Source organism: Flavobacterium sp. ACN2 (genome assembly GCF_002303885.1).
Classification (GTDB): domain Bacteria; phylum Bacteroidota; class Bacteroidia; order Flavobacteriales; family Flavobacteriaceae; genus Flavobacterium.
In genome coordinates this window covers 194,586-210,978 of the sequence record NZ_MRCM01000007.1, presented here as the reverse complement: position 1 = coordinate 210,978, position 16,393 = coordinate 194,586, and the positions used below count along the sequence as shown (strand labels likewise).

13 protein-coding genes are annotated in these 16,393 nt (G+C 33.5%); 8 read left to right on the top strand and 5 right to left on the bottom strand.

Features of this window, described 5'->3' with window-relative positions:
• Positions 1 to 54: 54 nt before the first annotated feature.
• A complete protein-coding gene (locus BSF41_RS10855; protein ID WP_007804523.1) occupies positions 55 to 309 on the bottom strand; it encodes a type B 50S ribosomal protein L31 in 255 nt (84 codons plus the stop codon).
• Between the two features lie 251 nt (positions 310 to 560).
• On the opposite strand from BSF41_RS10855, the gene BSF41_RS10845 reads away from it, so the two are divergent.
• The 5 genes from BSF41_RS10845 to BSF41_RS10825 all read left to right on the top strand — a co-directional run bounded on the left by BSF41_RS10845 (position 561) and on the right by BSF41_RS10825 (position 6,812).
• On the top strand, positions 561 to 1,091 hold the full coding sequence (locus tag BSF41_RS10845) for a DUF4199 domain-containing protein (protein WP_095929507.1): 531 nt from the start codon (positions 561 to 563) through the stop codon (positions 1,089 to 1,091).
• An 8-nt stretch (positions 1,092 to 1,099) separates the two neighbouring features.
• Entirely contained in the window at positions 1,100 to 2,056 is a 957-nt protein-coding gene (locus BSF41_RS10840) for a glycosyltransferase family 2 protein (protein ID WP_095929506.1), read from the top strand.
• Between the two features lie 126 nt (positions 2,057 to 2,182).
• Positions 2,183 to 3,910: a phospho-sugar mutase gene (locus BSF41_RS10835; RefSeq protein WP_095929505.1), complete on the top strand. Its 1,728-nt coding sequence runs from the start codon at positions 2,183 to 2,185 to the stop codon at positions 3,908 to 3,910.
• 241 nt (positions 3,911 to 4,151) lie between these two features.
• Positions 4,152 to 5,981, top strand: a complete 1,830-nt coding sequence (locus tag BSF41_RS10830) for an ABC transporter ATP-binding protein (RefSeq protein ID WP_095929504.1) — start codon at positions 4,152 to 4,154, stop codon at positions 5,979 to 5,981.
• 129 nt (positions 5,982 to 6,110) lie between these two features.
• Positions 6,111 to 6,812 (top strand): hypothetical protein, encoded by a 702-nt coding sequence (locus tag BSF41_RS10825; protein ID WP_095929503.1) that lies wholly within the window; start codon positions 6,111 to 6,113, stop codon positions 6,810 to 6,812.
• Positions 6,813 to 7,250: 438 nt separating this feature from the next.
• On the opposite strand, the gene BSF41_RS10820 is transcribed toward BSF41_RS10825, so the two are convergent.
• The 3 genes from BSF41_RS10820 to BSF41_RS10810 all read right to left on the bottom strand — a co-directional run bounded on the left by BSF41_RS10820 (position 7,251) and on the right by BSF41_RS10810 (position 12,219).
• Positions 7,251 to 7,970, bottom strand: a complete 720-nt coding sequence (locus tag BSF41_RS10820; protein WP_095929502.1) for a hypothetical protein — start codon at positions 7,968 to 7,970, stop codon at positions 7,251 to 7,253.
• A gap of 88 nt (positions 7,971 to 8,058) precedes the next feature.
• The gene (locus BSF41_RS10815; RefSeq protein WP_095929501.1) at positions 8,059 to 10,524 is read right to left on the bottom strand and encodes a carboxypeptidase-like regulatory domain-containing protein; all 2,466 of its coding nucleotides are present in this window, start codon (positions 10,522 to 10,524) and stop codon (positions 8,059 to 8,061) included.
• 12 nt (positions 10,525 to 10,536) lie between these two features.
• Complete coding sequence (locus BSF41_RS10810) at positions 10,537 to 12,219, bottom strand: M23 family metallopeptidase (protein ID WP_095929572.1); 1,683 nt, start codon at positions 12,217 to 12,219, stop codon at positions 10,537 to 10,539.
• A gap of 180 nt (positions 12,220 to 12,399) precedes the next feature.
• Between BSF41_RS10810 and BSF41_RS10805 the strand changes: the two genes are divergently transcribed.
• The 3 genes from BSF41_RS10805 (at position 12,400) to rny (ending at position 14,757) form a co-directional block, all read left to right on the top strand.
• Positions 12,400 to 12,690 (top strand): hypothetical protein, encoded by a 291-nt coding sequence (locus BSF41_RS10805; protein WP_095929500.1) that lies wholly within the window; start codon positions 12,400 to 12,402, stop codon positions 12,688 to 12,690.
• A 4-nt stretch (positions 12,691 to 12,694) separates the two neighbouring features.
• Positions 12,695 to 12,988, top strand: coding sequence for a cell division protein ZapA (locus BSF41_RS10800; RefSeq protein WP_095929499.1), 294 nt, complete (start codon positions 12,695 to 12,697; stop codon positions 12,986 to 12,988).
• Between the two features lie 209 nt (positions 12,989 to 13,197).
• Complete coding sequence (gene rny / locus BSF41_RS10795) at positions 13,198 to 14,757, top strand: ribonuclease Y (RefSeq protein WP_091497308.1); 1,560 nt, start codon at positions 13,198 to 13,200, stop codon at positions 14,755 to 14,757.
• A 70-nt stretch (positions 14,758 to 14,827) separates the two neighbouring features.
• Here rny and BSF41_RS10790 read toward each other — a convergent pair whose 3' ends face one another.
• On the bottom strand, positions 14,828 to 16,348 hold the full coding sequence (locus tag BSF41_RS10790) for a PAS domain-containing protein (protein ID WP_095929498.1): 1,521 nt from the start codon (positions 16,346 to 16,348) through the stop codon (positions 14,828 to 14,830).
• Positions 16,349 to 16,393 lie beyond the last annotated feature (45 nt).

Sequence of the window (16,393 nt, the reverse complement as noted above, 5' to 3'; positions counted from 1 at the left end):
GCATAAAAAAAGCCTTCCAGAATTGGAAGGCTTTTGTATAATATAAAACAGCTATTATTTTTTAGCGTGTTTAGCGTATTTAGTTTTGAATTTATCAATACGTCCTGCAGTATCGATAAGTTTAGATTTACCAGTATAAAAAGGGTGAGATGTTCTAGAAATCTCCATTTTTACAACTGGATACTCAACTCCGTCAACTTCAATTGTTTCTTTTGTATCTGCAGTAGATTTAGTGATAAAAACGTCATCATTAGACATGTCTTTAAATGCAACTAATCTGTAATTTTCTGGGTGAACTCCTTTTTTCATCTTGTCTTTTTATTTATTGTTAATAGAGCATCTTCATTTTGAAGCTTTTTCATGGTTAGAAAAAGGTATAAACAAACAATACTCTTTTTTGTTTAAAAATTTAATTATTTTTGAGTGTGCAAATTTACAATTCTTTTTTAATAAACAAACAGTTAGCTTACTTTTTTTTAGTTTATTTCGAAAAGCTTTTTTTATATCCGATTATAGTGGGAATTACTATATTTGTGGATTAATTTTAAACCTATTAAAATATGATTAATGAAGTTATAAAAAAGAACGGCGTTACTTACGGAATCATCTTAGGAATTATTCTGGCATTAATTACAGCAACTATCTATGCCGTAGATTTAAAATTATTTGTTTCAGGCTGGATTGGCGGTTTAACTTTTGTTATTTATGTAGTAATTGGAATCGTATTACTTACTAAAACAAAAAAAGACATCAATGGTTTTTTCTCTTTCAAAGACGCTTTTACAACCTTCTTTATAACTACAATAATTGCTCTTGCAATTTCTACTTTGTTCAGCATCCTATTATTTAATGTAATTGATCCTGAAGCAAAAACAACTATAAGCGAATTATTGGTTAAATACATGGCTGAAACATTACAGAAATTTGGAACTCCAGCCGCTAAAATAAACGAAGCATTAGCTAAAATGAAAGAAAATAATCCTTTCTCAACTGTTGAACAATTAAAAGCTCTTATTTTCAGCATTATTGGCTATTCAATCTTAGGATTAATTTTAGCAGCATTTTTTAAAAGCAAATCTACACAAGAATAAAAATATAAATGAATTTATCTATACTTATACCGCTTCTAAACGAGGAGGAATCACTTAAAGAACTCTACACATGGATCATTAAAGTGATGCAGTCTAACAATTACTCTTATGAAATCATTTTTGTAGATGATGGTAGTACAGATAATTCTTGGCAGATTATTGAAAGTTTCTCTAACGAAAACCCTAGTGTAAAAGGGATTCGTTTCATGAAAAACTTTGGAAAATCTCAGGCTTTACATGCTGGTTTTGCAAAAGCAAAAGGTGATGTTATTATTACCATGGATGCTGACTTGCAAGACAGCCCAGACGAAATTCCTGAATTGTATGAAATGATTATAAATCAGAAATACGATTTGGTTTCTGGATGGAAAAAGAAACGTTACGATTCTGTTGTGGCCAAAAATCTTCCTTCAAAATTATTTAACTGGGCGGCTAGAAAAACTTCTGGCGTTGAGCTAAACGATTTTAACTGCGGATTGAAAGCCTACAAAAATGTCGTGGTAAAAAACATTGAAGTTTCTGGCGAAATGCACCGCTATATTCCTGTTTTGGCTAAAAATGCTGGATTTGGAAAAATTGGCGAAAAAGTAGTCATTCACCAAGCTAGAAAATATGGTGAAACAAAATTCGGAATGGAACGTTTTATAAACGGTTTCTTGGATTTGATTACGATTTGGTTTTTATCAAGATTCGGAAAAAGACCTATGCACTTATTTGGCGCAATGGGTTCTCTAATGTTTATTATCGGATTTTTATCTGCCGGATACATTGGTGTTTCCAAACTATACCACATGTATACTGGAATGAAATATACTTTGGTTACCAACAATCCGTGGTTTTACATTGCTTTAACCACTATGATTCTTGGTACTCAATTATTTTTAGCAGGTTTCTTAGGCGAAATTATCTTAAGAACTAAAAGCAATGAAGCACGTTACAAAGTAGCCCGAGAGGTTAATTTTTAACGAAGCGCCCTAGCCCTGATGGGAACGGCATCCTTTTGTGGTGGGGTTCACCACAAAAGATATAGTGGACAGCAGGATTAGCTCCTGAAAAAGGCCTTATCTTTAATTAAAACTTAAAAAAAACATATGAACATTGCACCAAATATATTAAACGCTGTAAACGAATGGTTGACACCAACATTCGATCAAGAAACGCAAGCTGCTGTTAAGGAATTAATGACAACTTCTCCTAAAGAACTTGAAGAAAGTTTTTACAAGAACCTAGAGTTTGGAACTGGAGGAATGCGCGGTGTTATGGGAATCGGAAATAACCGAATCAATAAATATACGCTTGGAAAAAATACTCAAGGATTATCTGATTACATGCATCAAGTTTTTCCAAACGAACCTTTAAAAGTAGCTATTGCTTACGACTGTCGCCATAATAGCAACACTTTGGCAAAAGTGGTAGCTGATGTTTTCTCGGCAAACGGAATTCAAGTGTATTTGTTTTCTGATTTAAGGCCAACTCCAGAATTATCTTTTGCACTTAAATATTTAAAATGCCAGTGCGGAATTGTTTTAACAGCTTCTCACAATCCACCAGAATATAACGGCTACAAAGTTTACTGGCAAGATGGTGGGCAAATTGTTCCGCCTCAAGACAAAGAAATTGTCAATGTAATTGAAAGTTTGGGTTACGATAAAATCAAATTCAATGCAAACGAAGATTTGATTGAATACATTGATACTGAAATAGACAAAGCATTTATAAAATCGTCTATTGAAAATGCAAGTTTTAATACTCCAGCTGAAGCTAAAGACAACCTTCATATCGTTTTTACTTCATTGCACGGAACTTCTATAAAATCAATTCCAGATACTTTATCGCAAGCTGGATACAAAAATGTTCATATTGTTCCTGAACAGGCTATTCCAGATGGAAATTTTCCAACAGTAAAATCTCCGAACCCAGAAGAACCAGAAGCGTTAACAATGGCTTTGGCTCTAGCAGATAAAACAAATTCTGACATTGTAGTGGGTACAGATCCTGACTGCGACCGTTTGGGAGTTGCTGTTCGCAACAACGATGGTAAAATGATTTTATTGAACGGAAATCAGACTATGGTTTTAATGACTTCTTTCTTATTGAAACAATGGAAAAAAGCAGGTAAACTAAACGGAAAACAATTCGTAGGTTCAACAATCGTTTCTACTCCAATGATGATGGAATTGGCAACAAGTTATGGTGTTGAATGCAAAGTAGGATTGACTGGTTTTAAATGGATCGCAAAAATGATCAAAGATTTTCCTGAGCTTGAATTTATCGGTGGTGGTGAAGAAAGTTTCGGATTTATGGTTGGCGATGCCGTTAGAGACAAAGATGCTGTTGCTGCTACCTTATTAATATGCGAAGTTGCTGCTCAAGCTAAAGCTGCAGGAAGCTCTGTTTATAAAGAACTTTTACAGCTTTATGTTGAAAATGGTTTCTACAAAGAATTCTTAGTTTCGCTGACTAAAAAAGGAATGGAAGGTTTACAAGAAATCAACCAAATGATGATTGATTTACGCGAGAATCCTTTAAAAGAAATCAACGGACAAAGAGTTATTATGGTTGAGGATTACCAATCGTCTATTGCTTTAAATTTATTAGACGGTTCAGAATCGATAATGGAAATTCCAAAATCGAATGTATTGATTTATTATACAGAAGACGGATCAAAAATTTGCGCTAGACCAAGTGGAACGGAACCTAAAATTAAATTCTACATTAGTGTAAATGCTGAAATCGCATCGGTTTCTGATTTTGATGAAGCAGAGAAATTCTTAGATAGCAAAATACAAAATATCATTGCAGACATGCAGTTAAACTAAACCTGCATTTCTCAATTACACAATTTTGCAAATTGCATGCAGAATTAACAAGTTCGATATCTTTGAACTCTGGTTTACAATCTTGAAAGTAAATCAGAGTTTTTTTTATAAAAAAAACTAAAAAGAAATTGAAAACACCTCAATTGGATTAATTTTGTGCATTGAAAATTACATGCTCAAAATAAATACTAAAACCCAAAAGAGCTGACCAACCAAAAGAAAATAACATCAAGAAAAATAAATGAGTAATTTCAAAAAAATAGTTCCTTTTATATATCCGTATAAAAAATACGCATTCTTAAATATCTTTTTCAATGTTTTGTATGCGCTTTTCAGCACACTTTCGTTTGTTGCTTTAATACCAATGCTTCAGGTTTTATTTGAAAAAGGAAAAAGAGTAGAAATAGAGCCAGTTTACGAAGGCATTTTTAAAATAAAAGAATATGCCGAAGATTACCTGGCTTACTACATTACCACCGCACAAAAAAACCATGAACCTGGTTATGTTTTATCGGTAATGGTCGCTATTATCATTTCGATCTTTTTACTTAAAAACTTAGCCGATTATTTGGCGATGTTTTTTATTAATTTCCTTAGAAATGGAGTATTAAAGGATATGCGAAATGCTTTGTACAAAAAAACACTAGAACTCCCTTTGGCCTTTTATTCTGAAAAAAGAAAAGGAGACGTAATTTCTAGAATTTCAGCTGACGTAAACGAGGTTCAAAACTCTTTCTTAGCCATCTTGGAACTTATTGTAAAAGAACCTTTAACGATTATCTTTACCATAACCACAATGCTTATCATCAGCGCTAAGCTAACTTTGTTTGTTTTCATTTTTATTCCTGTTTCTGGATATATTATTTCATTGATTGGAAAACAGCTTAAAAAACAATCAACCAAAGCCCAAGAAGAGCAAGGAAGATTCCTTTCTACGATCGAAGAAACAATTGGCGGATTGAAAGTTGTAAAAGGATATAATTCTGAAAATTACTTTAATAAAGTTTTTCAAAACTCGACAGAGCGTTTTTTCACTTTATCAAATAGTATTGGAAACCGCCAAAACTTAGCTTCTCCAGCAAGTGAATTTATGGGAATTACCGTAATTGCTATTTTACTTTGGTACGGCGGTCAGATGGTTTTGATTGACAAAACACTAGAAGGCGCTGCGTTTATTGCTTACATGGGATTAGCTTACAACATTCTAACTCCTGCAAAAGCAATTTCTAAAGCTTCTTATGGAGTAAAAAGAGGAAATGCCGCAGCAGAACGTGTACTTGAAATTTTAGAACAAGAAAATACTATCGTTTCTAAAGAAAATGCTGTTGAAAAAACTTCTTTTGATGATAATATCACTGTTCAAAATGTAAACTTCAAATACGAAGAAGAAACAGTTTTAAAAGATTTTTCTCTTCAAATAAAAAAGGGACAAACTGTTGCTCTTGTAGGACAATCTGGAAGCGGAAAAAGTACAATTGCAAATTTATTGACTCGCTTTTACGATGTTAACGATGGTTCGATTTCTATTGACGGCATCAACATTAAAGACATGAACCTGCAATCACTTCGTAGCTTAATGGGATTGGTAACACAAGACAGTATCTTATTCAATGATACCATTAAAGCAAATATCGCTTTAGGAAAATTGGACGCTACTGATGACGAGATTATCGAAGCGCTTAAAATTGCGAATGCTTTTGAGTTTGCAAAGGATCTTCCGCAAGGAATCTACACAAATATAGGCGACAGCGGAAACAAGCTTTCTGGAGGTCAAAAACAGCGTTTATCTATTGCTCGTGCCGTATTGAAAAACCCGCCGATTATGATTTTAGATGAAGCGACATCGGCTTTAGATACAGAAAGTGAAAAATTTGTTCAGGTAGCATTAGAAAACATGATGCAGAACAGAACGTCGATTGTAATTGCACACCGACTTTCGACTATTCAGAAAGCAGATGTGATTGTCGTAATGCAAAAAGGAAAAATCGTTGAACAAGGAACTCATGAAGAATTAATTGCCCACAACGGAACTTACAATAAACTTGTAACCATGCAGTCTTTCGAATCGTAAGAACACATCAAACACCAGATTAATTTACACAGATTAAGGAAATATTAAAACTCAGTTTAATTTCTTTAATCTGTGTTTATTTTTATAACTTTAGGTTGATTAAGAACAAATCTTGTAACTCTACCAAAAATGTATCTTAAAAACCCCAACATAAAACTTCCAGATGACTCTGATACTATTGTGTGGAAATATCTTGATTTATCTAAATTTCTAGACCTTTTACTTTCTAAAAAACTATTCATGTCGCGTTCTGACAAGTTTGAAGATCAGTACGAAGGCACTTTTAGCGAACCGACTTACGAAGAAATTAAAAAGCTAGCGGCAGATAACCCTGAATTTTTAAATTACTACAAAACACACCGCGAAAAAGTAGCCATAAGCAGCTGGCACATCAATGAATATGAATCTTTTGCCATGTGGCAGATTTTTACCAAAAACAACGAAGGCTTAGCTATTCAATCTACAATTGGAAGACTGCAAAAAGCAGTAAAACCAGAAAACAATTTTGACCAGTTTATCGGCGAAGTAAATTACATCGATTATAAAAAAGAATATATTCCGTTTGATGATTTATTCTTTCCGTTTTTATTTAAAAGAAAGAGTTTTCAATACGAGAGGGAAGTCCGTATTCTGAGTGATACTTCCAAAAGCGATATTAAATTAAACGACGGTTTAAAGATCAACGTCGACATTAATCAATTGATCGAAAAAATATATATTCACCCAAAATCTGAAAACTGGTATAAAAAACTGGTAATTGAATTGGTTGAACGTTTAGGATTTGGTTTCGAAATCGAAAAATCTGATCTTGAAAGTGATATATTGATTTAAAGATGCTAAGGTGCTGAGATGCTAAGATTCTAAGTTTTTTTGCCACAGATTAAAAGGATTAGAAAGATTTTTTCCCGTTTCTGATTTGATTATGTTCCGTAGGAACATTTCATCGGTAGAAAAAATTATATTGTTTTGGTTAATTACGTTCCGTAGGAACGTTTGATTTAGACATTTTTTTGACAATCCAACACATCAAACGTTCCTACGGAACGTAAATTGATTTGTCATCATTTTTTTCTACCGACCAGACATTCCTACGGAATGACGGCTTGATGTATAAAAATAAAAAACGCTGTTTTCATTAATAAAAGCAATTTAAAAAAGAGAGGCAGTTTCAACTTATTGAAACAGCCTCTCTTTTTTATAAATCTTTTTAATCCTTTTAATCTGTGACAAAAAAAACTTAGAATCTTAGAATCTCAGAACCTTAGCACCTTAGATAGGCTTATAACTCTTCACTTCCCATTTTTTAGAAGCCAGGTCTATATAGTTGTAGTGTAAAACATCGTTCTTATCAAACTGACCATTTTGGTTGGTATCTTCAATGGTTCTAAAATACAGACGATTTTTAGATTCAATTAAACTCCAATCTACCAACTCTTGAAGATCTGCTGAAACTTTTGTGAAATTTTCTCCGCTGATATCACTTAAGTACAAAGTTTTAATATCGCTTGTATCAATTTTTCCGTCTTTATTAGTATCTGAATCTGTTAATGTATAAACCATCACATTATTATGCGTTTTATCTGCAACGGTTTTCAGAAAAGTAGCCGTTAAAATTAGAACTGGTTTATCTGATAAAGGTCGGATAGAATCTGAATCTACTTTTTGGAATTTTAAATTCTGAAGATATCCTGTAATTTCATATTCTCCTAAATTAGAAATCGTAAAACTTACATCATTAACGCTCGAAGAACCAAATCTTGCCTTAGATCCTCTTTCAAAAACTCTTAAATCTCCAACTGGATGAATTAAATAATTGGTTCCTTCCATTTGAATTGGCAAATCGGCGATTTCAATCTGGGTTGTATCGGTTTTAGTAATGCTCACTTTATTTGAAGCACCGTAACTTACTTTTGGTTTTTGAACTTCTTCTCGGCAGCTTATGACTGTTCCGATAAGTATAAGGGCGATATATTTAAAATACTTTTTCATCTACAATGATTATATACGATTATCAAATATACTATTTTTGATTGTATTTTTGAGTTTTATTGAATTTTATAACCGATCACGAAGCAGATTAAAGCCTCGCATTAATCTTAACGTTAAAAACCCTCGAAGTCATATAATTTGGAATCGCATATTGATTTTTCGAATACACATCACGAACCCAAGTATTTGTAATAGCATTTTGATTATTAAAAAGATTAAAAATTTCTAACCCCAAAGACAATTCTTTAAAGTTTTTTAGCCAGCCCGTTTTTGTGTTCTGCGTACTGCTGTCTACAAAAACTTTTGCAAAACCAATATCTGCTCTTCTATAATCATTCAATCTATTTTGATACAAGTATGGATCTGTGTAAGCTGGCGCACCACCTGGCAAGCCTGTATTGTAGACTAAATTTAAATATACTTTCACACTTGGAATGTTGGGCATATAATCCTGAAACAACATCGCAAACTTTAATCTCTGATCTGTCGGACGGGCAATATATCCTTTGTTTTCGTAATTTTCTTCCGTTTTCATGTACCCAAAACTTACCCAAGATTCGGTTCCAGGCACAAATTCGCCGTTTAATCTAAAATCCAAACCTTGCGCATATGCTTTTGCATTATTATTGGCAACATAACGAATACGAACATTATCGATAGAATACACGTTTACATCTGAAAGTGATTTATAATAAAGTTCCGTTACCCATTTAAAGGGACGGTTCCACATTTTAAAATTATAATCGTTCCCCAAAACAACATGAATCGCTTCTTGCGCTTTTACATTTGGATTCACAACACCTTCCAGATCTCGAAGTTCTCTATAAAATGGCGGTTGATGATACAATCCTCCAGAAATTCTAAAAACCATATCGCGATCCCAATCTGGTTTTATTGCAAATTGCGCACGCGGACTTACTACAAATTGTGTTTTTCCTTCTTCTATTGCTCCCGAAACATTCCATCCTTGAAAACGAGCTCCTAAATGATACCAAATCTGACTTGAACCAATTTCAGATTGTTTATTCCACTGCGCATAACCAGAAAATCTATTTATGGTATTAAAATTTGTAGCACGAATATCTTGATACGGTAAAAGCGGCCCAGTATAAGGAGTATAGGGCTGATTATTTTTTGGAAGAATAAGCAAAGGCGGATTTATAGAAAATCCAGCAGAATCGATTACCTCCCATTCTACTACTCGATCTCGAATAGATTCTCTAGTATATTTTAAACCAAATTCTAACTGGCTTTCTTTCCAATTCTGAATTCCTTTCAGTTCAATATTTGCAATTAAAGCATCCAAATCGTTACGGGCATGATTTAGCTGAGAACCAATTCCGCGCGTAAAATCAATAGCCGAAGCATTTTCTGGATCTTCAGCATTTACACTTCCTAAACGATATTGCGCCAAAATATCAAAATGTTCCTTTTCTGTAGTATGAAATAAAGAACCAATTAATTTTAAAGTAAGTGTAGAAGATGCTTTGTAAGTAGTTTTCAGAGCCCCAAAACAAGTATCGTATTGATCTTTTTCTTGCCCGTCATAATATACTGAAAGCGCCATTGGCTGGTCTGCTGTACCAAAATTAGTTTGGCGCACCAAAGGTTCATATGAATATTTATTTTGAGAAATATTTCCTAAAAAGCTCATTTGCCACTTTTCAGAAATATCGTAATTGATATTCGTTTGAATATCGGCAAAAGTCGGCTTGTAATTCGTCTCTGTATCTTGGCTGTTTACCAAAAGGCTATTATTTCTATAACGCACTCCAGTAACCGCTGACCATTTTTTGTTTTTAGACACTAAATCGACCGCAGCACTTCCTCCTAGAAAACTGGCTTCAAAAGCAGCACCAAATTGAGTTGGCTTTCGATAAGTAATATCTAAAACAGAAGATAATTTATCTCCAAACTTGGCTTGAAATCCGCCTGCAGAAAATTCAACATTCTGAACCAAATCTGTATTCGTAAAACTCAAACCTTCTTGTTGTCCCGAACGAATTAAAAACGGACGATAAACTTCTACTTCATTCACATAAACTAGATTTTCATCATAATTCCCGCCTCGCACCATATATTGCGAACTTAACTCGTTGTTTGAATTAACACCCGGAAGCGTTTTCAAAATATTTTCGATTCCGGCATTTGCGCCTGGAATTTTCTTTATGGTTTCCGTATCAACGGAGGTAATCCCTTGAACTCGCTTTCTATTTCCAGAAGAAACAAAAACCTCTCCCATTTGCTCCTCAGAATTATTCATAATCGGATTAAAAACAAAAACTTCATTTGTTTTCAAACTAACAGTTAAACTCATCATTTTTAACGAAACGTGAGTAAAAATCAAAGAAACTTTTTTGTTTGAAGGAATTAAGATTTCATAAAAACCATTCGAATCTGACTGAACCAAAGTATTCTGCCAAGAGACATTCACACCCGAAACAGGATGTTTCTCTGCATCTAAAATCAGCCCTTTAATACGAGCGTTTTGAGCTAATGCAATACAGCTGAAAAATAAAAAGAGAAAAGCGAATGTAAACCTATTTTGACTCAAAGATTTTGGGTTTTATTTTTTTTGACTTCTAAAAAAACGAGTTTCAAAGATAGTAGTATTTCCTACATTATCAACTACCTCAATTTTTAAAACGTTTTCTCCTTCTGCCAAATACTGATCATCAAAAGTATGAGTAATTCTTCTGGCTTTATTTTCATATTCAAACAAAACCCAACTTCCGTTTAAATATCCATTATAAGACTTAATTCCCGACAAAGCATCACCTATTGTAAAGTCAATTTTCTTTTGATCGCTAATCCATTTTCCTTCAACTGGTTTCGCAATTTTTATAACTGGCCCAATTGTATCCAAAACCAAACCATATGCACCTAATATTTTTGCCTTGGCAGTAAAAACGTCTCCTTTTCTAAGGGTTCCATTATAGCTTGTTCCTTTACCGATATACAGCTTGTCTCGCAATGATTCTAGATAAGTATCGTCTTTTATAGTAATTGTAAAATTAGAATGCACCGGAACCGTATCGTCATGAATAAAAACTTTGTTATTTCTAACATCAAAATTCATATTAAAATCATCATAGAAAGTTCCAGCTGGAAAGAAAACCGACATATTATCTTTCTCAAAGTTGGCATCTCTGTTATACTTAATAAAATATTTTCCGTTAACCGGCTCCGCTTCTACAAGTGGTGTTGCAGCATCAAACTCAATTGGAATGGTCACCGAATTCATGTTTCCAAAATAATCTGAAACTTCGATTTTGTAATTTGAAGTTAAATTAGGTTCTGCTTTTACAATACCACGAAGAGAATCTGTTTTTATAATGCTTAAAGCAAAAGGCGTTTTCATAAAAAGCTTTTGCACGCGCTGTCCAGATTTTTTATAACGAGAATAATCAATCAGAGCATTGATATAACGCATTTCATCAAAAGAATAGGTATTAAATTGATAATTATAATTCTGATTTCCGTTAAAAAAAGTCGAAACATTAAAAACGCCATTTTTGTTATGCGAGACATCATCTGTATCTACCGCATTAATTCCGAAACCTATTTTTCCGTTAGCTTTTACTTTAGAAGCTAAATAAGTTCCATCTTTTTGAAGCACCATATTAACCAACAAAGGCTGTTTTGAAAGATTTACAGTACCATTATCCAAAGGATAAGCATATAAACTTGACAAAGTAGGTTTTTTGGTATCTTTTAAATTTTGATCAAAGCCAAAGAATATCGGATTGATGACAAACTCCGTTTTACTATCTCTTATTTCAAAATGAAGATGCGGACCTTCAGACGAACCTGTATTTCCAGAAAGGCCAATTATATCTCCTTTTGCAACAGGAAGTTCACCTGGTTTTGGAAACATTTCAATTTCATACGCCTTTTCTTTGTAATGTGTTTTTTTTACATAATCTAAAATGGCACCAGTTGGCGTTTGCAAATGTCCATAAACAGAAGTATAACCATTTGGATGCGTGATGTAAATACATTTTCCGTTTCCAAAAGTCGAAATTTTGATTCTCGAAACATATCCATCAGCAATAGCATGTACAGTTAATCCTTCTCTCTGATTGGTTTTCAAATCAAAACCAGCATGAAAATGATTAGGCCTTAACTCTCCAAAATTACCCGAAAGTTGCATTGGAATATCTAATGGAGGACGAAAATAGTCTTTAGGATATTGCGTTTGAGCAAATATAAAATTACAAATCAAAAGGGTAAAGGCAGAAAATCTCATAAGCAACATTTTTGCTAAGATAAAGAAAAATAGACCAATAAAAGCAAGAAAAAACCTATAATTTCACAATTAATTGAATTACATATATTTATCTATTTTAATGTAAAAAAATCGATAAAAAATTGCATTAATAAAAAGGAATATTAACTTTGTAGGATTAAGTAATGAATAGGATGTATAATGAGTGTAATTGCAGAAATAATTGATACTCTTGAATATAAAGCCCAAAAGCTTTTTGAGAAATCAAAAGGTTTGGAGCAAAACAATCAAGTATTACGATTAGAATTAGCCAAAGCTGCGCAAATTATCCAGAAACAATCTGAGGAAATGGAAGCTTTGAAAAAGCAAAATGAAACACTTAAAATAGCCAATTCGTTACTTGGCAGCGACAATAACAAGAGAGAGACAAAGCTTAAAATAAATTCATTAATTCGCGAAATTGATTACTGTATAGCACAACTATCAGATTAATAATATGGACGGAAAGCTTAGAATTAAAATATCAATTGCAGACCGCGTTTATCCGCTTACGGTTGAACCTATTCAGGAAGAAGGGCTTAGAAGTGCTTCTAAAAAAATTGATGCTATGATAAAGCAGTTCGAAGAAAATTACGCGGTTCGTGACAAACAAGATGTTCTAGCCATGTGTGCATTACAATTTGCATCGCAAGTAGAACAAAAACAAATTGACAACGCAATCGATGGAGAAGAGACTATCGAAAGAATTAAAAGATTAAATTCGCTTTTAGATCAATATCTCGAAAAATAAACGTTCTTTACAGAAACTAAGATACTGCCTACATTAGTTCACAATTGGTAAACTCAACACTAACAATTTAGAATGAGCAAATCGTCGCTACTATAGTATGCCCTCCATTTGGCTGGGAAACTTGAACAGTGAGTTAGCTCAAAACTTGTCTTTACGAGTTTATACAAGCAATTAATGTAGGCTTTTTTTATATATAAACCCTAACAAACATGGACATCATAACGATCATCATTGGTATTGTAGGTATTGCAGCAGGTTTTGCAATAGCTAAAATTATCGAGAAAAGTAATATTTCAAACCTAATTAAAAACGCTAAAAAAGAAGCAGCTTCAATCTTAAAAGACGCTAATTTGGAAGCTGAAAATATCAAAAAAGATAAAATTCTTCAAGCAAAAGAACGTTTTATCGAACTTAAATCAGAACACGAACAAGTTATTTTAGCAAGAGACAAAAAAGTTGCTGAAGTAGAAAAACGTGTACGCGATAAAGAATCTCAAGTTTCTAACGAACTTTCTAAAGCTAAAAAAGTTAACGACGACTTTGAGGCTAAAACTGCCGAATACAACAACAAAATTGAGGTTTTAGACAAAAAACAAGCTGAAGTTGACAAACTTCATAAAAGTCAATTACAGCAATTAGAAGTAATTTCTGGACTTTCTGCTGAAGAAGCAAAAGAGCAATTGGTAGAAGGTTTAAAAGCTGAAGCTAAAACGAAAGCAATGTCTCATATTCAAGAAACTATTGAAGAGGCAAAATTGACTGCACAGCAAGAAGCTAAAAAAATCATCATCAACACTATTCAAAGAGTTGGAACTGAAGAAGCAGTTGAAAACTGCGTTTCTGTTTTCAACATTGAATCTGACGATGTAAAAGGACGTATTATTGGTCGTGAAGGACGTAACATTAGAGCTCTTGAAGCTGCAACTGGAGTTGAAATCATTGTTGATGATACACCAGAAGCTATCATTCTTTCTTGTTTTGATCCTGTTCGTAGAGAAATTGCTCGTTTGTCTTTACACAAATTGGTAACGGACGGACGTATTCACCCAGCACGTATCGAAGAAGTTGTAGCTAAAACAGCCAAACAAATTGATGACGAAATTATTGAAGTTGGAAAACGTACCGTAATCGACTTAGGAATTCACGGTTTACACCCAGAATTAATTAAAGTGGTGGGTAGAATGAAATACCGTTCTTCTTACGGACAAAACTTATTGCAACACTCGAGAGAGGTTTCTAAACTTTGCGGTATCATGGCTGCAGAATTAGGATTAAACGTAAAACTAGCTAAAAGAGCTGGTTTATTACACGATATCGGAAAAGTGCCAGATACAGAAAGTGATTTACCACACGCACTTTTAGGTATGCAATGGGCTGAGAAATATGGCGAGAAAGAAGAGGTTTGCAATGCAATTGGAGCGCACCACGATGAGATTGAAATGAAATCTTTGTTATCTCCAATTATTCAAGTTTGTGACGCCATCTCTGGAGCAAGACCAGGAGCAAGACGTCAGGTTTTAGACTCTTACATTCAGCGTCTAAAAGATCTTGAAGATGTAGCTTACGGATTCAGTGGTGTTAAAAATGCTTATGCAATTCAAGCTGGTAGAGAACTTCGTGTAATTGTAGAAAGTGAAAAAGTTTCTGATGACAATGCCGCAAACTTATCTTTTGAAATTTCGCAAAAAATTCAAACAGAAATGACATATCCTGGACAAGTAAAAGTTACAGTTATTAGAGAGACAAGAGCTGTAAATATTGCTAAATAATCTTAGGAACATATACAAAAAATAAAGGCTGTCAATTGACAGCCTTTATTTTTTTATCTCTATTTAAGTTTTACATATCATTAAAAATGATTTTAAAACTGGTACCCACTCCTACTTCACTTTCTACTTCAACCGTTCCTTTCATAGCCTCAATTTGATTTCTTGTAATATACAACCCGATACCTCGAGCTTCTTCGTGTTTATGAAAGGTTTTATACATTCCGAATATTAAATCGCCGTAAACCTTCAAATCGATTCCGAGACCATTATCTGAAATCTTAAGCGATTTAAAGCCTTCTGGCTCTATTGCAAAATCAAAAGTAATTATCGGATCACGATCAGGATGTGCATATTTAATTGCATTTGTTGTAAAATTCAGCAAAACACTTTCCATATACGCCGGATTAAAATTAATCGTAAGATACTTCGGAACGTTGTTTATTATCGTTACTTTTCGCTGTTTATCATACCCTTTAATAGTCGAAATTGTCTTCTCGATATACTCACAAAGCTTTAACGGAACTACTGCAATATTAATATTGCTTTGCGTTTTTACAATTTGGGTAAGATTTGAAATAGTCTCATTGAGATCGTTAGAAACGGCTCGCAAATATTCCAGCATTTCAGCTACAGTTTGCTTACTAACATCAGCATCGATAAGATCTAAAATCGATTTTATGTTCCCGGCCTGTGTATTTAAATTGTGCGAAACAATATGCGAAAAATTCAATAAACGACTGTTTTGATCACTATACAGTTTCATCGTTTTTAAAAGTTCAAGCTCTTTTTCTTTTTGCGCCGAGACATCTGTATGGGTTCCAATTACACGTAAAGGCTTTCCATTTTCATCCCGTTTAATCACTTTTCCCCGATCCAAAATCCATTTGTAATTTCCACTGGAAGTCATTACACGATGATAATTTTCGTAAAACGGAATCTTATTATCAAAATGCTCATGAATATCGGAGTAGTATTTTGGAAGATCATCAGGATGAACGATTTTATCCCAACGCTCCGGATCATCAAAAATATCGGTAGATTCCAGTTCTAAAATTTTAAGAGACAAGGACGAATAAAAAACACTATTGGTAACCATATCCCAGTCCCAAATCCCAACTGTTGAAGCATCAAGGGCAAATTGAAAACGTTCTTCAGAAATCTTAAGCTTCTCTTCTTTATCTTTCAATTCCGTAATATCCGAAACATGTCCATAGAAAATTACATTTCCATTTGCAGAAGATTCTGTTTTAGAGGAAACCCTAAACCAGCGCATTCCTTTTTTTGGAAGAACAGCTCTAAACTCAATTTCCCAAGGTTTTATTTCTTTTCTAGCTTTGACTAAAGACTGAAAAAAAAGCTCACGATCCTGTGGTAGAATTCGATCGTAAACTATAAACTTCATGTCATTATTAAAATCCACTGCTGAAAGTTCAAATATTTCATCGGCCGATTTACTTACAAGTGGAAAGGTGTAATTATTATCAGCATCAATAACAAACTGAAAAAGCAGGTCGGGCATTTCGGCCAACAATTTTTTATAAAAATTATTTACCTCCAAGCAATCGTCATTTCCATATAAATCAAAAACCATATACTACTTTTTTATGTAAATAAGATATTGAGAACTTATGCGAGA